Source organism: Nocardioides taihuensis (genome assembly GCF_042657275.1).
Taxonomy (GTDB): Bacteria; Actinomycetota; Actinomycetes; order Propionibacteriales; family Nocardioidaceae; genus Nocardioides; species Nocardioides taihuensis.
This window is the reverse complement of sequence record NZ_JBHSKD010000011.1, coordinates 95,587-114,689: the sequence shown is the minus strand read 5'-3', so window position 1 is coordinate 114,689 and position 19,103 is coordinate 95,587. Positions and strand designations below refer to the sequence as shown.

Here is a 19,103-nt window from a genome sequence, read left to right as displayed (position 1 = left end):
CGAGGTGGCCGCGCTAGCCTCCCTGCGTGCGCATCGCCACCTGGAACGTGAACTCGCTCCGCTCACGCATCGACCGCGTCGAGGCCTTCCTCGAGCGTCACGACGTGGACGTGCTGGCGCTGCAGGAGACCAAGGCCCGCGAGGACCAGCTCCCGCTCATGGGCCTGCAGTCCCTGGGGTACGACGTCGCCGCAGCGGGCACGAACCAGTGGAACGGCGTCGCCATCGTGAGCCGGGTCGGCATCGCTGACGTCGAGGTCGGGTTCCCCGGCATGCCGGGGTGGGGCGACCCGGTGGCTCCGGAGTCGCGGGCCATCGGCGCGACCTGCGGCGGCGTCCGGGTCTGGTCGCTCTACGTGCCCAACGGCCGCAAGGTCGACGACCCGCACTACGTCTACAAGCTCGAGTGGCTCGCCCGACTGCGCGAGGCGGCCGAGGGGTGGGCGGGCACCGACACCGCCCTGGTCGGCGACTGGAACATCGCGCCCCAGGACGACGACGTCTTCGACATCGCGGCCTTCGCCAAGGACACCCACGTCACGCCGCCCGAGCGCGCCGCCTTCCAGGCGTTCCTCGACGCCGGCTGGGTCGACGTCGTCCGGCCGCACGCCCCCGGCCCGGGCGTCTACACCTACTGGGACTACTACCGGCAGCGCTTCGAGCGCAACCGCGGCATGCGGATCGACTTCGTGCTCGGCTCGCCGTCGCTTGCAGCGCGGGTGACGGGAGCGCACATCGACCGCGACGAGCGCGCGGGCACCGGCGCCTCCGACCACGCCCCGGTGCTGGTCGACCTGGCCCCGGGCGCCGACGGCGTGCCCGACTGATGCCCGCGCGCACCGGGCGGTGGCGCGGCCTCCGCCTCGACCTCTGGGGGGTGGCGCTCGCGCTGCTGGCCCTCGTCGTCTTCCTGCTGCACGGCTTCGGAGGCGCGCTGTCGCGCGACCTCGCGCTCTACGCGTACGCCGGTCAGCAGGCCGCGGACGGCGTCGCGCCGTACGTGGCCGTGCTCAACCGCGCCGGCCCGCTGGCCCACCTCGTCCCGGCGGTCGGCGTCCTCGGGGCGCGCGCGGTCGGCGCCGACGAGCTCACCGGCATGCGCGTGCTCTTCATGGTGCTCTCGATCGCCTGCGTCTGGGTGCTCTACCTCCTCGGTCGTGACGTCTACCGCTCGCGGCTGGCCGGCGCCACGTCCGCCGTGGCCCTGCTCGCCTTCGAGGGCTTCGTCCTCTACGCCACCGGCGGGCCACGCGAGAAGACCACGATGGTGCTGCTCGTGACGCTCGCGCTCCTCGCCACCACGCGCAGCCGCTGGGCGACCGCCGGCGCGCTGACCGCCCTGGCCACGCTCACGTGGCAGCCGGCGCTCTTCCTCGGCGCCGCGGCGGCGCTCGGCGGCACGCTGGCCCTGGACCGGAGCCGGTGGTTCCGCGACCTGGTGCGCTTCGCCCTCGGCGGGATCGCCGTGTCCGTCGGGTGCATCGTGGTGTTCTGGGTCTGGGGCGCCCTGGACGAGCTCTACGAGGGCTTCGTGGGCATCAACTCCAGCTACACCGACCAGCCCGGGATCCTCGAGTCGCTGCGCGTGGAGCCGACGATCATCACCGAGGGCTTCGGCTGGACGACCTGGCTGGTCGTGGTGGGCCTCGGCCTGCTCGCCCTGGTGTCCCTGCTGTGGCTCGTGCCCGCCGTACGCCGGCGCGACCTCGCCGAGCCCTCGCTGATGGCCGTGGCCGCCGGGGGCGTCGGCTCCGCGCTCTGGTCGCTGCGCGCGTTCAACGGGTGGGGCGACCTGATGGTCTTCCTCCCGGTGGCGGCCCTCGGCTTCGGCGGGCTCGTCGCCCTGACGCGGCGGGTGCTGCTGCCCCGGCGACCGCGGCTCGCCGACGGGCTGGTGCTCGCCCTGATCACCGGCGGCATCCTGGTCAGCGTCGTCACCGCGCTCACCACCCGCGTCGACACCCTCGACCAGCAGCGCGCCGACGTGGAGGCGGTGTTCGCGCTCGTCCCCGACGACGCCACGGTCGTCTCGATCGGCGCTCCGCAGCCGCTGGTGCTGACCGGACGCACGAACCCGTTCCGCCACCAGATGTTCCTGACCGGCCTCACCGACTACGTCGACGACACCTGGCCGGGCGGCATCGAGGGGTTCGTGGACGACGTGGAGGCCGCGCAGCCGACCTTCATCACCATGGACCACCCGACCTGGTACCCGTTCATCAACGACGAGATCGCCCAGCACTACACGATGATCGGCGCCTCCGACCAGTTCTACTGGTACGTCCGCAACGACGTCGGCGAGGAGAAGATCGCCGAGCTGCAGGCCGCGCTCGACTACACGCCGGCGGGCTGAACCGGGCCCGACCCGGGGCCCGCAGCCGTCACCTCGGCTGTGACAGGATGCGAGGCATGACCGGACCGGCCGACCCCGGGCAGCCCGACGGGGAGCTGGACCGTACCTCCTTCACCTACTCCGTGGTGATCCCGGTCTTCAACAGCGAGAAGGTCGTCGGCACGACCGTCGACCGCGTCGTCGAGGTGTTCACCGAGGCCGGTCTCGACCTCGAGCTGATCCTCGTCAACGACGGCAGCCCCGACCGCAGCTGGGACGTCATCCGCGCCAAGGCCGAGCAGTACCCGCAGGTGGTCGCGCTCGACCTGCTGCACAACTACGGCCAGCACCACGCCAACCTGGCCGGTCTGCGCGAGTCGCACGGCGACTACGTGATCACGATGGACGACGACCTCCAGAACCCGCCCGAGGAGGCCCTGAAGCTCATCGACGCGGCGATGCGCGGGCACGACCTCGTGTTCGGCGAGTTCATCCGCAAGCAGGCGGCGCCCTACCGCCGGTTCGGCAGCAAGATGATCGATCTGCTCAACCGGCGGATCTTCGGCCAGCCATCCGACCTGTCGGTCTCCAACTACCGGATCATCCGCCGCGACGTCGTCGACCGGATCTGCGCCTCGCGCACCGCGTACCCCTACATCACCGGCCAGGCGCTGCTCTACTCCCACGACCGCACGCACGTGCCCGTGCGGCACGACCCGCGGCCGGTGGGCCGGAGCACCTACAGCACGCTGCGGATCCTGCGACTGGTGCTGACGATCCTCTTCAGCTACTCGTCGTTCCCCCTGCGGGCGCTGGCGTTCGTCGGCTTCCTGATCTCCTTCGCCAGCCTGCTGCTCGGCGGGTGGTTCCTGCTGCAGGGCCTGCTCGGCAACACCGTGGTGAAGGGCTGGACGACGACCGTCGTGCTGCTCTCGCTCTTCAACGGCTTCACGATCGCGCTGATGTCGATGCTCGGGGAGTACATCGTCCGCACGCTCAACACCGTCAGCACCGAGGACAGCTACCACGTCGTCAACCGGGTCGGCCGGGGCCGGACGTGAGCGGGTCGCCCCGCCACCTGCTCGTGATCGGCGCCCAGCGCTGCGGCACGACCTACCTGCACGACCTGCTGGCCGACCACCCGCAGGTCGCGATGGCCCGCCCGGCGCGCCCCGAGCCCAAGGTCTTCCTCTCCGACGAGGTCGTCGAGCGCGGCGTCGGGTGGTACGACGCGACGTGGTTCGGCCACGCGACCGACGCGACGCGGGTGCTCGGCGAGAAGAGCACCAGCTACCTCGAGCGGCCCGACGCCATCGCGCGCGCGGCCTCCGTGCTCGACGACCCGCTCGTGCTCGTGCAGCTGCGCGACCCGGTCGAGCGGGCGATCTCGAACTGGGCGTTCAGCACCGCCGGCGGGCTCGAGGAGCGACCGCTCGACGAGGCGCTCGCCGCCGAGCTCGACGGCGAGGTGCGGGCGTGGGACCAGCAGCGCACGTCGGTCTCGCCGTACCGCTACCTCGCCCGCGGACGCTACGCCGACGAGCTCGCTCCCTGGCGGGAGGCGATGGGCGACCGGCTGCACGTGACCTTCCTGGAGGAGGTCGGCGACGACCGCGGCGTGCTCGGCGAGGTCTACCGCTTCCTGGGTGTCGATCCCGACCACGAGCCCGCCGGCTGGGGCACGGCCGTCAACTCCGCTCGCGACGGTGCGCCCGTCCCGGAGCTACCGGCAGGTCTGCGGCACCGGCTCCGGGGGTACTTTGCAGACAGCGACCGCGCCCTGACCTCGCTGCTCGGGCGCACGCCGCCCTGGGCCACCACCACCGAGAGGAGCCGCACCCCGTGACGGACACCCGCCACGAGCCCCGCGACGCCGACTCCGCGCGGCCGGTGCCCTTCCACGCCGTCACGACCTACGGGCGTGAGCAGGCCCACCTGGCCGAGGCGCTGGCGGGCGGGCACCTGCGCTCGGGCGGCCCCTTCACGCGCCGGGCCTCCGCGGTCCTGCGCGAGGAGACCGGAGCGGTCGAGGCGCTGCTGACGACGAGCTGCACCACGGCTCTCGAGCTCTCGGCGCTCCTGCTCGACCTCGGTCCCGGTGACACGGTGATCGTGCCGTCGTTCACGTTCTCCACCACCGCGCTCGCGTTCGCCCGCACTGGTGCGAAGCTGCTGTTCTGCGACATCGAGCGCGAGACGCTGGGCGTCGATCCCGCCAGCGTCGCGGCGCTGCTCGACGACACGGTGCGGGCGGTCGTGGTCGTGCACTACGCCGGGATCGCCTGCGACGTCGCCGGGCTGCGCGAGGTGCTGCGCGACCGGCCCGACGTCGCCGTGGTCGAGGACAACGCGCACGGGCTCTTCGGCCGCTGGCGCGGCGAGCCGCTCGGCAGCCTGGGCCGGATGGCGACGCTGAGCTTCCACGACACCAAGAACATCGTCTGCGGCGAGGGCGGGGCGCTGCTGCTCAACGACCCGGCGGACGTGGCGCGGGCCTGGGTGCTCTACGAGAAGGGCACCGACCGCAAGGCCTTCCTCGAGGGCCAGGTCGACAAGTACAGCTGGCGCGACACCGGCTCGTCGTTCGCGCTGAGCGACCTGCTGGCGGCCTTCCTGCTCGGTCAGCTCGAGGAGCGCGCCCGCATCCAGGCCACCCGCCGCCAGGTCTTCGAGGCGTACGCCGCGGGGCTGGCGCCGTACGCCGAGGAGCTGGGGCTGACACTCCCCACCGTGCCCGCCGACCGCGAGCCGGCGTGGCACCTGTTCCACGTGCTGCTGCCGACCGCCGGGACCCGGCCCGTCGTCGTGGAGCGGCTGCGCGAGCACGGGGTGCAGGCGACCTTCCACTACGTGCCGCTGCACGACTCCGAGGGTGGGCGCCGGTTCGCCGCCCGCGAGACGGACTGCCCGGTGACCAGCGACGTGAGCGCGCGGCTCCTGCGCCTGCCCTTCCACCAGCAGCTCACCCCCGCCGACACGACGCGTGTCGTCGACACGCTGGTCGCGGTGCTCCGGGAGGGTGCGCGGTGAGCCAGCGCACGGGTCGTCCGGTCAAGCAGCAGGGCTCCTCGTCGATCGAGCAGCCGGAGTACTGGTGGTACCGCGCCCGCACCGCCCTGCTCCACTCCGCGCTCGCCGCCCACCTCGGTGAGCCGGCCCGCGTGCTCGACGTCGGCAGCGCCGACGGCCCGAGCGTGGGCTGGCTGCGCGCGACGGCCCTGCACGTCCCGACCGACCTCGACCCGCGGGGGCTGCCGGCGGGGCGCGGGGTCTGCGCCAGCGCGCTGGCCCTGCCGTTCGCGGACGCGTCGTTCGACGTGGTCGGCGCCTTCGACGTCGTCGAGCACTGCGAGCCCGAGGGGCGCGCCCTCGGCGAGCTCGCCCGGGTGCTGGTGCCCGGCGGGCGGCTGCTGCTGTCGGTGCCGGCCTACCAGTGGGCGTGGAGCGACCACGACGTGCAGGCCGGGCACCACCGCCGCTACACGCGGCCGCGGATCGTGTCCGCCGTCGAGCGGGTCGGGCTCGAGGTGCAGCGCGCGACGTACGGCTTCGCGGGCGTCTTCCCGGCGTTCGCCGCAGAGCGTCTCGTGCGTCGGGTGCGGCCCGGCCGTCCCGGCGACGCCGCCCGGCTGCCCCAGCCCTCCCCCGTCGTCGACCGCCTGCTGACCGGGGTGAGCCGGCGCGAGGCGCGCTGGCTGGAGAAGCACGACCTACCGTTCGGGTCCTCGGTCTTCGTGGCGGCGCGGAAGCCCTGACCGCTACCCGGCGACCCGGCGGGCGGAGCGCACCGCGGTCGTGAGCAGCATCGCGGCCGCGACCGTCTCGACGACCACGAACCAGCCGACGGTGCCCGGCAGCGGCCCGGGCCGCACGGCCACCCACCAGGCGGACCCCACGGCGATCGCCCCCACCCAGAAGGCCACGAGGTGGACCGCCCGTCCGGCGGCGAGGAGGGTCGTGGTGGCGACGAGACCGGCCACCGCGAGCACGTTGCCGACGGCGACGAGCGTGGTGAGCCCGCGCGAGAGGTCGATGCCCTCGCCGAAGACGACCTCCAGGAGCGCCGGCCCGAACGTCCACGCGAACGCCGCCGCGAGCGGCAGCGTCACCGCGGTCACCCCGACCAGCTGCCAGCCGGCCCTGCGGACGAGGTCGTGGCGGCCGGCCACCAGCAAGCGGGTGAAGCGGCCGGTGAGCAGGGCGACCATGCTCGTGCCGAGGGTGTACGGCGCGCGGAAGAGCGCGAGGGCCGCGAACAGGCTCGTCACCTCGGCCGGCGAGCCGCCCGCCAGCGCCAGCAGCACCGGACCACCGGTCAGCACGCCCTGCGCGAGCAGCTGGCCGCCGGAGGCCGGGCCCAGGAAGCGCAGCAGCGGCTCGGCCGGGGGCAGCGGGCCGGTGCCCCCGCGTGCCCACAGCGCCCCGGGCCAGAACGCCAGCACGAGGTAGCCGCCGATCAGGCTCCAGCCGTAGGCCGCGGGGTCGGTCACGCCGGCGGCGAAGAGCACCGCGGCGTACACGCAGCGCAGGGCGTTCTCGCCGAACAGGCTGGCCCCCACCGTGCCGATGCGCTGCCGGCCGGTGAGCAGGCCGCGGACCAGCCCGTTGGCCACGCTGCCGAGCACCACCAGCCCCATCAGCAGCGGGAACACTCCGGAGTGGCCGGCGAAGAGCGGGTCGCGGAGCAACCACGCGACCAGCGACGAGAGCCCCGCCAGCACCACGGCCGCCACGAGGAGCCACGGCGTGGTCGCGCGGACCCGGCGCTCGTCCCCGTCCGCGGCCAGGGCACGGATGGCCCAGTGCTGCACCGGGAAGGTGAGCGCGGCGCCCGCGAACGACCACCAGGCCCACAGCACCGACACCGGCGCGGCGTCGGTGGCGCCGAGCGCGTGGGTGGTGAGGGAGAAGAAGAGGTAGGCGCCGAGGCCGCTGGCCACCGAGCCGACGGCGAGCAGGCTCGTCGAGCGCGACCTGGACCTCATCGCGGGCGATTCTGCCCCATGCCGGGTGCGGCGACGGCCCGGTGGCGGGTGTCGCCGCCGCCGGTTGTCGGTGGTCTCGTCCATGCTCGTGGACATGGAGACCCTCACGCTCGTCCTCGGCCTGGCCGCCGGCCTGGTGCTGGGCTGTCTCGTCGGCGTGCTCTGGGCGCGCTCGCGGCCCGCGGGGGCGGTGGCGGAGCCCGACGACCGCGCCGAGCTGCTCGAGGGGCTCGACCGGCTCAGCGACCAGGTCCGCCACCTCGAGGAGCAGCGGGCGACCTGGCAGGGGCGCTTCCACGAGCAGGTCGACGACCTGCGCCGCGAGACGCGCTCGCTGTCGACGGCGCTGCGCCGCCCGCAGGTGCGCGGGCGCTGGGGCGAGCTCCACCTCCGCCGGGCCGTCGAGCTGGCCGGGCTGGTCGAGCGGTGCGACTTCAGCGAGCAGGTGCGGCTCGAGGACGGGGCGCGGCGCCCCGACCTCGTCGTCCACCTCGTGGGCGGCCGCTCGGTGGTCGTCGACGCCAAGGTGCCGCTCGACGCCTACCTCGACGCCACGTCCCACGACGACGAGGCGCTGCGTCGCGACGCGCTGGTCCGCCACGCGCGCCAGGTGCGTGCGCACGTCGACGCGCTCGGCGGCAAGGCCTACTGGCGCTCGCTGCCCGAGACACCGGAGTTCGTGGTGCTCTTCGTGCCCGCCGAGTCGTGCCTGGCGGCCGCGCTCGAGGCCGACCCGGGCCTGATCGAGCACGCCGCCGACCGCCAGGTCGTGCTCGCCTCGCCCACCACCCTGATCGCGCTGCTGCGCACCGTGGCCCACGGCTGGAGCCACGAGGCGCTGGCCGACCGCGCCCGCGACATCCACCTTCTGGGGCGCGACCTCCACGACCGGCTCGGCGTGCTCACGCAGCACCTCGACGCCGTCGGGCGGTCGCTGGGCGCCGCGGTGGGCCACTACAACCAGGCCGTCGGCTCCTACGAGTCGCGGGTGCTGGTCGCGGCGCGACGGTTCACCGACCTCTCCGTGGTCTCCGACGACCTGGCCTCGCCGCGCCAGGTCGAGGCGACGACCCGCAGCGTCGGCACCGGCGAGCGGGCCCGGCTCACCAGCCTCGATCCGCCCGGACCCGCCGGGGCCGCCGAACGGCGCGCCGCCTCCGGCGAGCCGTGACGCGGCCCTACGGTGATGGCGTGACCCACGCGCGCACCCTCTGGGAGGAGGGCCGCGAGCCGGGCCGCCAGGTGGTGGCGCTCGGCGTCGCCGTCACGCTGTCGGTCGTCGTGCTCGACGTGCTCCTCGTCGGGCGGGTCAGCCTGTTCTTCGACCTCTGCTTCGTGGCGCTGTGCTTCGGGCTGGCGCTCGCGGTGCGGCCCAGCGACTTCTTCGTGGTGGGCGTCCTGCCCCCGCTGATCATGCTCGGGGTCTTCGTGCTGCTCGCCCTGACCGAGCCCGGGTCGATCGCCGACCCGGACGACTCCCCGGTGCAGGCCGTGGTCACCGGGCTCTCCCACCACAGCGCGGCCCTCGTCGCCGGCTACGTGCTGTGCCTGGGCACCCTGGCGGTGCGCCAGCGGGTCGCCCGCAGCTGAGGGCACAGGTTCGACCGGGCACGGCCGACCAGCCCGGATGAGTACGCGAGCGGATGCCGGGGCAGGCGCGCGCGGCCACCGTTGCGCTGATGGACGACCGGTTCGAGGCCTTCAGCACCAGCCACTACCTCATGCTGGCCCTGTTCGTGGCGGGCATCCCGGTGCTCATCCGGCAGGGGCGACGGGTGCGCGGCACCTCCGCAGAAGAGCGCTCGCGGCGTGTCTTCTCGATCGCGATCATCGCGACCGCGCTGCCCCTGCAGGTGCTCCAGCTCCTCCCCGGCGACTGGAGCCTCGACACGTCGTTGCCCCTGCACCTGTGCGACCTGGCCTGGGTGGTGACGGCGTACGCCCTGTGGACGCGCCGACCCTGGGCGTGCGCCCTCACCTGCTACTGGGGCCTGACGCTGACCTCCCAGGCGCTGGTCACGCCCTCGCTGTCCCAGGCGTTCCCGCACCCGCGGTTCATCGGCTACTGGACGATGCACGTGCTGGTCGTGTGGGCCGCCCTCTACCTGACCGCTGCCCTCCGCGTCCGTCCCTCGTGGCGGCTCTTCGGATCGACCATCGGACTGACCATCGGGTGGATGGTCGCGGTGATGGCGTTCAACGTCACGACGGGCACCAACTACGGCTACCTCAACGGCAAGCCCGGCAGCGGCTCGCTCCTGGACCTGCTGGGCCCCTGGCCCTGGTACGTCGTGTCGGAGGTGGTGCTGGTGAGCGCGGTCTGGGCCCTGATCACGCTGCCCTGGACTGCCGCCGGGCGCCGTGCTGCGGCCGGGGACGCAGCCCGATCGCCCGCGCTCACCTGAGACTCACTCGAAGCGGGTGGGGTCCCCCGCGCCGTACCGCAGCACCTCGGGCGCGCCCTGCGACCAGTCAACGACCGTGGTCGGCGTCGCGCTGGTCTCCCCGGCCTCGACCACGATGTCGACCACGTGGTCGAGCTCCTCCTTGATCTCCCAGCCCGACGTCCGGGCCTCCTCCTCGCCGGGGAGGATCAGGGTGCTCGACAGCAGCGGCTCGCCGAGCTCGGCGAGCAGCGCCTGGACGAACGTGTGGTCGGGGATCCGGACACCCACGGTGCGCTTCTTGGGGTGGAGCAGGCGGCGCGGCACCTCGGGGGTCGCCGGGAGGATGAACGTGTAGGGCCCCGGCGTCGCGGCGCGGATCGCCCGGAACGCCGCGTTGTCGACGTGCGCGAGCTGGCCGAGCTGGGCGAAGTCGGCGCAGACCAGCGTGAAGTGGTGCCGCTCGTCGAGGCCGCGGATGCGCAGGATCCGCTCGCGGCCCTCGCGGTTGCCCACCCGGCAGCCGAGCGCGTAGCCCGAGTCGGTCGGGTAGGCGATCAGCGCGTCGTCGCGCAGCGCGTCGACGAGCTGGGCCAGCCCGCGAGGCTGCGGGTTGTCGGGGTGGAGGTCGAGGTAGCGGGCCACGGGGTGCGTCGGCTCGGGCGGGTCAGCGACCGTCGGGGCCGGTGCCGGCGGCGGCCGCCTTGAGGTCGCGGCGCAGCTCCTTGGGGAGCGCGAAGATCAGCGACTCCTCGGCGCTGTGCACGGCCCGGGCGTCGGGGTAGCCCCGCTCGGCGAGGAACGACAGCACGCCCTGCACGAGCGCCTCGGGCACGCTCGCACCGGAGGTCACGCTCACGGTGCGGACCCCCTCGAGCCAGGCCTCGTCGATCTCGGAGGCGTCGTCCACGCGGTACGCCGCGCCGGCGCCGGCCTCGAGGGCGACCTCGACCAGGCGGACCGAGTTCGAGGAGTTCCCCGACCCGACGACGATCACGAGGTCGGCGTCGCGGGCGATCTCCTTGACCGCGAGCTGGCGGTTCTGGGTGGCGTAGCAGATGTCGTCGCTCGGGGGGTCGAGCAGCTGCGGGAAGCGTTCGCGGATCGCGGCGACCGTCTCGAGCGTCTCGTCGACCGACAGGGTGGTCTGCGAGAGCCAGGCGACCTTCGCGGGGTCGCGGACCACGATGTCCGCGACGTCCTCGGGGCCCTGCACGAGCTGGATGTGCTCGGGTGCCTCGCCGGCGGTGCCCTCGACCTCCTCGTGGCCCTCGTGGCCGATCAGCAGGATGTCGTAGTCCTCACCGGCGAACCGCTTGGCCTCGTGGTGGACCTTGGTCACCAGCGGGCAGGTCGCGTCGATGGTCTTGAGCCCGCGCTCCTCGGCCTGCGCGTGCACCGCCGGCGAGACCCCGTGGGCGGAGAACACCACGGTCTGGCCCTCCGGCACCTCGTCGAGCTCCTCGACGAAGACGGCCCCGCGGGCCTCGAGGTCGGCCACCACGTGCTTGTTGTGCACGATCTGCTTGCGCACGTAGACCGGCGCGCCGTACAGGTCGAGCGCCTGCTCCACGGTCACCACCGCCCGGTCCACCCCCGCGCAGTAGCCCCGCGGCGCGGCGAGCAGCACGGCCCGCTCCGCCTCCTCGGGCGAGAGCACCAGCGGGTTGCCCAGATCGGTCGACATGCCCGCCAGTCTAGGAGCGGAGGGGTCGTGCCTCCGAACCGGCGCGGAGCGGGCCCGGGCAGTAGTCCCCGACGAGTTGGCCCCCCTACCCGCCAGTAGGGGGGGCCAACTCGTCGGGGACTACCGGTCACACCCCGTCGGCGCGGTCCCCTAGGGTCGGCGCATGGCGATGCAGACCAGCCCCGAGGCGCCCGCGCCGGTCCGGCAGGTCGCCAACGCCATCTCGGGCTGGATCGACCGGCTGGGGGCGATCTGGGTCGAGGGCCAGGTCGCCCAGGTGAGCCGGCGGCCGGGCATGGCCACGGTGTTCCTGACCCTGCGCGACGCGGTCGCCGACATCTCGGTGCCGGTCACCTGCGCGCGCACCTACTTCGACGGGCTCAACCCGCCGCTGGTCGAGGGTGCGAGCGTCGTGGTGCACGCCAAGCCGTCCTACTACGCCAACCGCGGCACGCTGTCCCTGGCCGCGCGCGAGATCCGCATGGTCGGCCTCGGTGAGCTGCTGGCCCGCCTCGAGCGCCGCCGCCAGCTGCTGGCCGCCGAGGGGCTGTTCGCCGCCGAGCTCAAGCGACCGCTGCCGTTCCTCCCCGGCACGGTGGGGCTGGTCACCGCCCACGGCTCGGCCGCCGAGCGCGACGTCCTCGAGAACGCCCGCCGCCGCTGGCCCGCGGTGCGCTTCGAGGTGCGGTACGCCGCGATGCAGGGCACCCGGGCGGCGCTGGAGGTGATCGAGGCCGTCGAGCGCCTCGACCGCGACCCGGGCGTCGACGTCATCGTCGTGGCGCGCGGCGGCGGGTCGGTCGAGGACCTCCTCCCGTTCTCCGACGAGGGGCTGGTCCGCGCGGTGCACGCCGTGCGCACCCCGGTGGTCTCGGCGATCGGCCACGAGCCCGACACCCCGCTGCTCGACCTCGTCGCCGACGTCCGCGCCTCCACCCCGACCGACGCCGCCAAGCTCGTCGTCCCCGACGTCGCCGAGGAGCGGCAGCGCGTCTCCGCCGCCCGCGACCGCCTGCGCGCCGCTGTCGGTGGCTGGGTCGAGCGCGAGCAGCGCGCCCTCGACCAGCTCCGTTCGCGCCCGGCGCTGGCCGACCCGCGCTGGCTGGTCGACGCCCGGGCCGACGAGGTGCACGACCTGCGCCACCGCGCCCGCCGCAGCCTGCACCACCGGCTCGAGCGCGCCGCCGACGAGATCGGCCACCACCGGGCCCGCGCGCGGGCACTCTCCCCGCTCGAGACCCTGCGCCGCGGCTACGCCGTGCTGCAGGACGACGCCGGCGCCGTGCTCTCCAGCGTCGCCGACGTCCCCGCGGGCACCGACGTCCGCGTGCGCGTCGCCGACGGCCGCGTCCTGGCCACCACCACCGGCGTCGAGCGCCTCGACACCACGACCGAGACCCCCTCCCCCGACGAGGAGCCCGATGGCTGAGCAGGCACCGATCCCCTACGAGCAGGCGCGCGAGGAGCTGGTGGACGTCGTCCGCCGCCTCGAGGCCGGCGGCACCACGCTCGAGGAGTCGCTCGCGCTCTGGGAGCGCGGCGAGGAGCTCGCCGCGATCTGCCAGGGCTGGCTCGACGGCGCCCGCGAGCGGCTCGACGCCGCCATGGCGGGCGACGACGACGACGAGGAGTGACCCCGCCGCCGGCTCGTCAGTCGTTCGGCACGGGCTCGGTGGTCAGCCGCTCGACCACCGTCCGCAGGTCGTCCTCCGACGCCGAGCCGTAGACCAGCACGGTCTCGCCGTCGACCTCGGCGGCGTACGCCCGGTCGCCGCCGTCGTCGGTCCAGCCCTGCCACTCCGGCGCGATCGAGCCCTCGACCGTGATCGCCGGGGCCTCGTCGACGTGCTCCTCGTCGACGTACGTCGCGAGCAGGTCCTCGACGTCGTCCTGCTCCTGGCGGATCCCGACGAACGAGCCGGTGTCCGTGAGCATCCCGATCCCCCACGCCGGCGGTGTCTCCTGGCCGAGGGTGACGCTGGTGGCGTACCACCCCTCGGGCAGCGACGACGGGTAGACGACGTCGAGGTCGGCCTCCTGGGCGTAGCCGACCTGCTCGAGGTAGTCGATGGGGTCCGGGCCACCGTCCGGCACGTCGCGGTTGACCGCCCGGAACGCGACGAACGCGCCGATGGCCAGCAGGATCACGACCATCGCCCCGATCAGCCCGCCGAAGCTGCGCTGGTAGCGCCCCGCCTGCTCACTCACGCGCCCAGTTTTCCAGTGGGGTAGGAACGTCGCTGTGCCGACCCCGTCTCCCGCGCCGCTGGTCGCGCTCGCGCCCGCGGTCGACGGGCTGGTCCCGGCGCTCGCGCTGCTGGCCCTGCTGGTGACCGCCTACCGGCACCCGCGGGCCCGGGTCGAGGCGGCGGTCGGGCTGCTCGCGGCCGCCGTGGTGCTCGCCACGGGCGTCCTCGACACCGGCGAGGTGATCGACGTGCTGGGGGGGCTGGCACCCGTCGTCGCCTTCCTCTGCGCGATCCTCGTGGTGGCCGACGTGTGCGCCCGCGCCGGGGTCTTCACCGCGGCCGCGGACCGGGTCGTCCGCGCGAGCCGGGGCCGGCCGGTCCGCCTGCTCACCGGCGTCTTCCTGCTCGCGGCGCTGGTGACCACGGTGCTCAGCCTCGACGCGACCGTGGTGCTGCTCGCGCCGGTCGTCGTCGGGGCCGCCGTCGCCCTGGGGGTGCCCACCCGGCCCGGCGCGCAGGCCTGCGTGCGGATGGCCAACTCCGCCTCGCTGCTGCTGCCGGTCTCCAACCTGACCACGCTGCTGGCGATGCCCTACCTCGACCTGACCTTTGCCGGGTTCGCCCGGGCGATGGCGCCGGTGCTCGCCGCCGTGCTGGTCGTGGAGTACGTCGTGCTGCGCGTGCTGCACCGTGCGGACCTCGCCGTCCCGGCCAGCCGCGCACCGCGACCCACGCCCGGCCGGCTGCCCGTCGTACCCGTGACCGCGCTGGCGCTGATGCTGGTCGGCTTCGCGGCGCTCTCGCCGTTCGGCGTCGAGCCGGCATGGGTGGCCGGGGTCACCGCCGTGGTGCTGGTGCTCTGGGCGTGGCGCCGGGGGTACGGCGGGCCCCACCGGGCGCTGCACGCCGCCCACCCGGCGTTCGCGCTGTTCGTCCTGTGCCTGGGCATCGTGGTGGAGGCGGTCTCCGAGGGCGCCATGGTCGGGGAGGTGCGCGACCTGCTGCCGTCGTCCGCCACGTCGTTCGCCGCGCTGCTCGGTGTGGCGGTGCTCGCGACCGTGCTCGCCAACCTGCTGACCAACCTCTCGGCCACGCTGCTCCTCGTCCCGCTCGTCGCCCCCCTCGGCACGACAGCCGTCCTGGCCGCCCTGGTCGGGCTCAACGTCGGCGCCGGGCTCACCTACACCGGCTCGCTGGCCAACCTGCTCTGGCGCCGGTCGCTCGTGCGACAGGGGCAGGATCCCGGACTCGCCGACTTCCACCGGCTCTCGCTGGTCGCCACGCCGCTGGCGGTGGTCGCCGCGGTCGGGATGCTGGCACTGACGGCCTGACCGGACGATCGGCAGGGAACGGCTCCGTGACCGTTACCATCACCGCATGCCTCCCAGTGAGCTGAACACCCCGCCCGCCGACCGCAACCTCGCCATGGAGCTGGTCCGGGTGACCGAGGCAGCGGCCATGGCCGCGGGGCGCTGGGTCGGCCGCGGCGACAAGAACGGCGCCGACGGCGTCGCGGTCAACGCGATGCGCGTGATGATCTCCACCGTCAGCATGAACGGCACCGTGGTGATCGGCGAGGGCGAGAAGGACAACGCCCCGATGCTCTACAACGGCGAGCAGGTCGGCGACGGCACCGGCCCCGAGTGCGACGTCGCGGTCGACCCCATCGACGGCACGACGTTGACGGCCAAGGGCATGAGCAACGCGATCGCGGTGCTGGCGGTCGCCCCGCGCGGGGCGATGTTCGACCCCTCCGCGGTCTTCTACATGCGCAAGCTGGTCACGGGTCCGGAGGCGGCCAGCGTGGTCGACATCCGCTACCCGGTCGCCGAGAACATCCACCAGGTCGCCAAGGCCAAGGGCTCGCGCCCGGCGGACGTGACCGTGGTGCTGCTCGACCGGCCCCGGCACGAGCAGCTCGCCGAGGAGATCCGGGCGACCGGAGCCCGGATCAAGTTCATCACCGACGGCGACGTGGCCGGCGCGATCATGGCGGCCCGCTCCGACACCGGCATCGACCTGCTGCTCGGCACCGGCGGCACCCCCGAGGGCATCATCGCCGCCTGCGCGATGAAGTCGCTCGGCGGCACGATCCAGGGCCAGCTCGCCCCGGTCGACGACGCGGAGCGCGAGCGCGCGCTGGCGGCCGGGCACAACCTCGACCCGGACTTCGTGCTCGACACCGACGACCTGGTCTCGGGCGAGGACTGCTTCTTCGTGGCCACCGGCATCACCGACGGCGAGCTGATGCGCGGCGTGCGCTACCGCGCCGGCGGCTGCACCACCCACTCGCTGGTGATGCGGGCGCGCAGCGGCACCATCCGCTCCATCACCTCGGAGCACCAGCTGAGCAAGCTACGCGGTTTCGCTGCGATCGACTTCGACAAGTGACTGCGTGCGCTGCCGCGCCAGCGCGGTGGCGACGTGGTCGATCACGCGGGGGTCGATCGCCATCCCGACGTGCGAGGTCGTGACCTCGACCTTCTCGCCCTGGGGGTCCACGCAGGCCCGCCAGTCCACGATGCCGTCGCGCTTGCTGTAGATCGCGGTGAAGGCGACGCCCGCGGGCACCGGCTGCTGGCTCTCGTCGAAGCTCTCGCGCGCGCACACCCCGGCCACGCACTCCTCCGACATCAGGCCCGGCAGGCCGGCCCGGCTCAGTCGCACCAGCAGGTCGACGCTGCGGGTGAGTGAGACGTGGTGGGCACCCGGCGCGAGCATCGGGCTGCCCATGGTGACGATGCCCGAGATCAGGTCGGGGCGGCGTACGGCGAGCCCGCGGGCGAGCATGCCGCCGAGGCTGTGCCCCACCACCTGCACCCGGGTGCCGCGGCGCTGCGCGATCGACTCGAGCCGCATCTCGAGCTGGGCGGCGGCGTTGAGCGTGCAGCCGACGTTGGCCCGGATCAGGGAGCGGTAGGTGCGGAAGCCCTCGTCGCGCAGCGAGCGCGCCATCAGCCGCAGCGTGCCGTCGCCGGCGAGGAACCCCGGGACCAGCACCACCGGGTCGTGGTGGCGCGGGGCCACCCGCCCGGCCCAGGCCGTCTCACGGCGTTCCTTGCGCTCGTCGAGCCGCCGGACGACGTAGCGCCCCGCCTCGGGCACGAGGCTGCCCTCCCGGAGGACGGCGTGCATCCTCGGCCGTTCGAACCCGTCCGGCAACAGGAAGGAACCCAGGGTCCCGCTCATCCCCCGAAGGTACGACAGATCGGCTCGTCCCCGCCCGGCTCCCGCGCCGATCTGCCCCGAATTGATGGTGCGGTGATCTGCCGCTGATCTGCTGTGGTCCGGACCGGAGGCGCCCGGACCGGAGGTCGGGGAGCCGGCCCGGCGCCGGTCCCGGTGAGGGAGGATGGGGACATGCAGGAACCCGCCGAGCACGCCGTCGCGGCGTCCGAGGAGCTCTTCGCCCCCGTCAGCGCCGACATCGAGCTGTGCTACCAGACCTTCGGCGACCCGGGCGACGACCCGCTGCTCCTCGTGATGGGCCTCGGCGGGCCGATGACCTGGTGGGACCCCGCCTTCTGCGAACTGCTGGCCGGCCACGGGTTCTACGTCGTCCGCTACGACAACCGCGACACCGGGCGCTCCTCGCGGGGCTCGGCCCGGATCGGCCGGTCGACGCTGGTCCGGGCCTTCGCCGGCGCGCCGGTCCGCGCGGCGTACTCGATGAGCGACCTGGCCCGCGACGCCGTCGGGCTGCTCGACCACCTCGGCATCGACGCCGCGCACATCGTGGGCGTCTCCATGGGCGGGATGATCGTGCAGACCCTGGCCATCGAGCACCCCGACCGGGTCCGGTCGCTCACCAGCATCATGTCGACGACCGGGAAGCGCACGGTCGGCTGGCAGCACCCGGCGCTGCTGCCCGCACTGCTGCGGTCGCGCGGCCCGGGGCGCGACGAGTACGTCGCCGGCAGCGAGGCGGTGTGGAAGCTGATCGGCTCCCCCGGCTACCCCCAGCCCGAGGGCGCGGTCACGGCCCGGGCGGTCGAGACCTGGGAGCGCGGCGTGAGCCGCAGCGGCGTGATCCGGCAGATGGTCGCGGTGCTGACCCAGCCCGACCGTGGTGCCCGCCTGCGCGCGGTCAGGGTGCCCACGCTGGTGGTGCACGGCGCCGCGGACAAGATGGTCCACGTCTCGGGCGGGCGCGCCACCGCCCGGGCCGTCCCGGGCGCCGAGCTGCTCGTCATCGAGGGGATGGGCCACGACCTGCCACCCCAGCTCTTCGGCACTTTCGCCGACGCCATCCGGCGGACCGCCGACCGCGCGTCTGTCCACAGCCCCGGGCAGACATCACGCTGACCCGCCGTTAACTAACGGCGGGTCAGCGTGGGGGTCGCTCAGTCGCTCAGGCGCTCCCCGGTGTCGGTGTCGAACACGTGGACGTCGCGCGGATCGGTGGTCACGTACAGGGTCTCGCCCTTGTGCACGTGGTCGCGCCCGGAGACCCGGACGATGATGTTGTTGGGCGCGCCCTCGATGCCGCTGGTGCCGTAGACGAAGGCGTCGGCGCCGAGCTCCTCGACCACGGTCACGCGGACCGGCAGGCCACCCTCGGCCTCGGTGACCACGCGCCAGGCCTCGGGTCGCACCCCGACGGTGATGCGGGCGTGCTGGTCGCCGAGCTGCTTGGACGAGGTCGGGTCGACCGGCACGAGGTACTGGCCGATCTGGGCCTGGCCGTCCTTGGCGGTGGCCTCGAGCAGGTTCATCTGCGGCGAGCCGATGAAGCCGGCGACGAAGAGGTTGATCGGCTTGTCGTAGAGCTTCAGCGGGGTGTCGACCTGCTGGAGGATGCCGTCCTTCATGACCGCGACCCGGTCGCCCATCGTCATCGCCTCGATCTGGTCGTGGGTGACGTAGACCGTGGTGACGCCGAGGTCGGCCTGGAGCTTGGCGATGTCGGTGCGCGTCTGCACGCGCATCTTCGCGTCGAGGTTGGACAGCGGCTCGTCCATGCAGAAGACCTGCGGGTTGCGCACGATCGCGCGACCCATCGCCACGCGCTGGCGCTGACCACCGGACAGGGCCTTGGGCTTGCGCTCGAGGTACTCGGTCAGTCCGAGGATCTTCGCGGCCTCGGCGACGCGCTTCTTGCGCTCGTCCTCCTTGACCTTGGCCATCTTCAGCGAGAACGCCATGTTCTCGCCCACGCTCATGTGGGGGTAGAGCGCGTAGTTCTGGAAGACCATCGCGATGTCGCGGTCCTTGGGCGGGATGTGCGTGACCTCGCGGTCACCGATGAAGATCTTGCCCTCGTTGACCTCCTCCAGCCCGGCGAGCATCCGCAGGGTGGTGGACTTGCCGCAGCCGGAGGGCCCGACGAGGACCATGAACTCTCCGTCGCCGATCTCCAGGTCGATGCCGGGTACGGCGGGCTTGTCGGCCCCGGGGTACCAGCGCTGGGCCTTCTCGAACCTCACTGTTGCCATGACTGAACAGCTCCTTCACCGGCAGGTACGTGCCGGACGATCCGTCGTGAAAGGAAGGTGTGACCACGGCGTGACCGTGCTCACACCCGGG

20 protein-coding genes are annotated in these 19,103 nt (G+C 73.6%); 14 read left to right on the top strand and 6 right to left on the bottom strand.

The features are described 5' to 3' along the window. Positions 1–26: 26 nt before the first annotated feature. The 6 genes from ACFPGP_RS11895 to ACFPGP_RS11870 are packed head-to-tail and all read left to right on the top strand — an operon-like array spanning position 27 to position 6,087. Complete coding sequence (locus tag ACFPGP_RS11895) at positions 27–827, top strand: exodeoxyribonuclease III (RefSeq protein WP_378590349.1); 801 nt, start codon at positions 27–29, stop codon at positions 825–827. Then, positions 827–2,353: a hypothetical protein gene (locus ACFPGP_RS11890; RefSeq protein WP_378590347.1), complete on the top strand. Its 1,527-nt coding sequence runs from the start codon at positions 827–829 to the stop codon at positions 2,351–2,353. Before ACFPGP_RS11895 ends, ACFPGP_RS11890 begins: the two co-directional genes overlap by 1 nt. 56 nt (positions 2,354–2,409) lie before the next feature. Then, entirely contained in the window at positions 2,410–3,393 is a 984-nt protein-coding gene (locus ACFPGP_RS11885) for a glycosyltransferase family 2 protein (RefSeq protein ID WP_378590345.1), read from the top strand. Next, positions 3,390–4,178, top strand: a complete 789-nt coding sequence (locus ACFPGP_RS11880; RefSeq protein WP_378590343.1) for a sulfotransferase family protein — start codon at positions 3,390–3,392, stop codon at positions 4,176–4,178. The genes ACFPGP_RS11885 and ACFPGP_RS11880 overlap by 4 nt, the downstream gene beginning before the upstream one ends. Next, positions 4,175–5,362: a dTDP-4-amino-4,6-dideoxygalactose transaminase gene (gene rffA / locus ACFPGP_RS11875; protein WP_378590341.1), complete on the top strand. Its 1,188-nt coding sequence runs from the start codon at positions 4,175–4,177 to the stop codon at positions 5,360–5,362. The genes ACFPGP_RS11880 and rffA overlap by 4 nt, the downstream gene beginning before the upstream one ends. Beyond that, positions 5,359–6,087 (top strand): class I SAM-dependent methyltransferase, encoded by a 729-nt coding sequence (locus tag ACFPGP_RS11870; RefSeq protein ID WP_378590339.1) that lies wholly within the window; start codon positions 5,359–5,361, stop codon positions 6,085–6,087. Before rffA ends, ACFPGP_RS11870 begins: the two co-directional genes overlap by 4 nt. A 3-nt stretch (positions 6,088–6,090) precedes the next feature. Here the strand turns inward: ACFPGP_RS11870 and ACFPGP_RS11865 are convergent, their stop codons facing one another. After that, positions 6,091–7,317, bottom strand: coding sequence for a lipopolysaccharide biosynthesis protein (locus ACFPGP_RS11865; RefSeq protein WP_378590337.1), 1,227 nt, complete (start codon positions 7,315–7,317; stop codon positions 6,091–6,093). Between the two features lie 94 nt (positions 7,318–7,411). On the opposite strand from ACFPGP_RS11865, the gene ACFPGP_RS11860 reads away from it, so the two are divergent. The 3 genes from ACFPGP_RS11860 (at position 7,412) to ACFPGP_RS11850 (ending at position 9,722) form a co-directional block, all read left to right on the top strand. Then, complete coding sequence (locus tag ACFPGP_RS11860; RefSeq protein ID WP_378590335.1) at positions 7,412–8,488, top strand: DNA recombination protein RmuC; 1,077 nt, start codon at positions 7,412–7,414, stop codon at positions 8,486–8,488. A gap of 20 nt (positions 8,489–8,508) precedes the next feature. Next, on the top strand, positions 8,509–8,907 hold the full coding sequence (locus tag ACFPGP_RS11855; protein WP_378590333.1) for a DUF6542 domain-containing protein: 399 nt from the start codon (positions 8,509–8,511) through the stop codon (positions 8,905–8,907). Between the two features lie 89 nt (positions 8,908–8,996). Next, a complete protein-coding gene (locus ACFPGP_RS11850) occupies positions 8,997–9,722 on the top strand; it encodes a YwaF family protein (RefSeq protein ID WP_378590332.1) in 726 nt (241 codons plus the stop codon). 3 nt (positions 9,723–9,725) lie between these two features. On the opposite strand, the gene ACFPGP_RS11845 is transcribed toward ACFPGP_RS11850, so the two are convergent. Together ACFPGP_RS11845 and ACFPGP_RS11840 are read right to left on the bottom strand one after the other, a co-directional pair. Next, positions 9,726–10,346, bottom strand: coding sequence for an L-threonylcarbamoyladenylate synthase (locus ACFPGP_RS11845; RefSeq protein WP_378590329.1), 621 nt, complete (start codon positions 10,344–10,346; stop codon positions 9,726–9,728). 22 nt (positions 10,347–10,368) lie between these two features. Continuing rightward, the gene (locus ACFPGP_RS11840; protein WP_378590327.1) at positions 10,369–11,388 is read right to left on the bottom strand and encodes a 4-hydroxy-3-methylbut-2-enyl diphosphate reductase; all 1,020 of its coding nucleotides are present in this window, start codon (positions 11,386–11,388) and stop codon (positions 10,369–10,371) included. A 163-nt stretch (positions 11,389–11,551) separates the two neighbouring features. Between ACFPGP_RS11840 and xseA the strand changes: the two genes are divergently transcribed. After that, entirely contained in the window at positions 11,552–12,817 is a 1,266-nt protein-coding gene (gene xseA / locus ACFPGP_RS11835; protein ID WP_378590325.1) for an exodeoxyribonuclease VII large subunit, read from the top strand. Then, positions 12,810–13,022: an exodeoxyribonuclease VII small subunit gene (locus ACFPGP_RS11830; protein WP_378590323.1), complete on the top strand. Its 213-nt coding sequence runs from the start codon at positions 12,810–12,812 to the stop codon at positions 13,020–13,022. Before xseA ends, ACFPGP_RS11830 begins: the two co-directional genes overlap by 8 nt. 16 nt (positions 13,023–13,038) lie before the next feature. On the opposite strand, the gene ACFPGP_RS11825 is transcribed toward ACFPGP_RS11830, so the two are convergent. Then, a complete protein-coding gene (locus ACFPGP_RS11825) occupies positions 13,039–13,596 on the bottom strand; it encodes a DUF4245 domain-containing protein (protein WP_378590321.1) in 558 nt (185 codons plus the stop codon). Positions 13,597–13,630: 34 nt separating this feature from the next. Here ACFPGP_RS11825 and ACFPGP_RS11820 point away from each other — a divergent pair, with 34 nt between their 5' ends. Beyond that, positions 13,631–14,908, top strand: a complete 1,278-nt coding sequence (locus tag ACFPGP_RS11820; protein WP_378590319.1) for an SLC13 family permease — start codon at positions 13,631–13,633, stop codon at positions 14,906–14,908. 46 nt (positions 14,909–14,954) lie between these two features. Further along, positions 14,955–15,968 (top strand): class II fructose-bisphosphatase, encoded by a 1,014-nt coding sequence (gene glpX / locus ACFPGP_RS11815; protein WP_378590316.1) that lies wholly within the window; start codon positions 14,955–14,957, stop codon positions 15,966–15,968. On the opposite strand, the gene ACFPGP_RS11810 is transcribed toward glpX, so the two are convergent. Then, positions 15,933–16,766 carry an esterase/lipase family protein gene (locus tag ACFPGP_RS11810; RefSeq protein ID WP_378590314.1) on the bottom strand — a complete coding sequence of 278 codons (834 nt, stop codon included), beginning with the start codon at positions 16,764–16,766 and terminating at the stop codon, positions 15,933–15,935. The two genes, glpX and ACFPGP_RS11810, sit on opposite strands and share 36 nt — an antisense overlap. A gap of 171 nt (positions 16,767–16,937) precedes the next feature. Between ACFPGP_RS11810 and ACFPGP_RS11805 the strand changes: the two genes are divergently transcribed. Beyond that, the gene (locus ACFPGP_RS11805; protein ID WP_378590312.1) at positions 16,938–17,882 is read left to right on the top strand and encodes an alpha/beta fold hydrolase; all 945 of its coding nucleotides are present in this window, start codon (positions 16,938–16,940) and stop codon (positions 17,880–17,882) included. A 38-nt stretch (positions 17,883–17,920) separates the two neighbouring features. Here ACFPGP_RS11805 and ACFPGP_RS11800 read toward each other — a convergent pair whose 3' ends face one another. Beyond that, entirely contained in the window at positions 17,921–19,012 is a 1,092-nt protein-coding gene (locus ACFPGP_RS11800; RefSeq protein WP_378590310.1) for an ABC transporter ATP-binding protein, read from the bottom strand. Positions 19,013–19,103 lie beyond the last annotated feature (91 nt).

Coding starts and splice junctions, on each gene's coding strand:
- ACFPGP_RS11890 (WP_378590347.1), top strand. CDS start 827: ATGCCCGCGCGCACCGGGCGGTGGCGCGGCCTCCGCCTCGACCTCTGG.
- ACFPGP_RS11885 (WP_378590345.1), top strand. CDS start 2,410: ATGACCGGACCGGCCGACCCCGGGCAGCCCGACGGGGAGCTGGACCGT.
- ACFPGP_RS11865 (WP_378590337.1), bottom strand. CDS start 7,317: ATGAGGTCCAGGTCGCGCTCGACGAGCCTGCTCGCCGTCGGCTCGGTG.
- ACFPGP_RS11860 (WP_378590335.1), top strand. CDS start 7,412: ATGGAGACCCTCACGCTCGTCCTCGGCCTGGCCGCCGGCCTGGTGCTG.
- ACFPGP_RS11850 (WP_378590332.1), top strand. CDS start 8,997: ATGGACGACCGGTTCGAGGCCTTCAGCACCAGCCACTACCTCATGCTG.
- ACFPGP_RS11840 (WP_378590327.1), bottom strand. CDS start 11,388: ATGTCGACCGATCTGGGCAACCCGCTGGTGCTCTCGCCCGAGGAGGCG.
- xseA (WP_378590325.1), top strand. CDS start 11,552: ATGGCGATGCAGACCAGCCCCGAGGCGCCCGCGCCGGTCCGGCAGGTC.
- ACFPGP_RS11830 (WP_378590323.1), top strand. CDS start 12,810: ATGGCTGAGCAGGCACCGATCCCCTACGAGCAGGCGCGCGAGGAGCTG.
- glpX (WP_378590316.1), top strand. CDS start 14,955: ATGCCTCCCAGTGAGCTGAACACCCCGCCCGCCGACCGCAACCTCGCC.
- ACFPGP_RS11810 (WP_378590314.1), bottom strand. CDS start 16,766: ATGAGCGGGACCCTGGGTTCCTTCCTGTTGCCGGACGGGTTCGAACGG.
- ACFPGP_RS11805 (WP_378590312.1), top strand. CDS start 16,938: ATGCAGGAACCCGCCGAGCACGCCGTCGCGGCGTCCGAGGAGCTCTTC.
- ACFPGP_RS11800 (WP_378590310.1), bottom strand. CDS start 19,012: ATGGCAACAGTGAGGTTCGAGAAGGCCCAGCGCTGGTACCCCGGGGCC.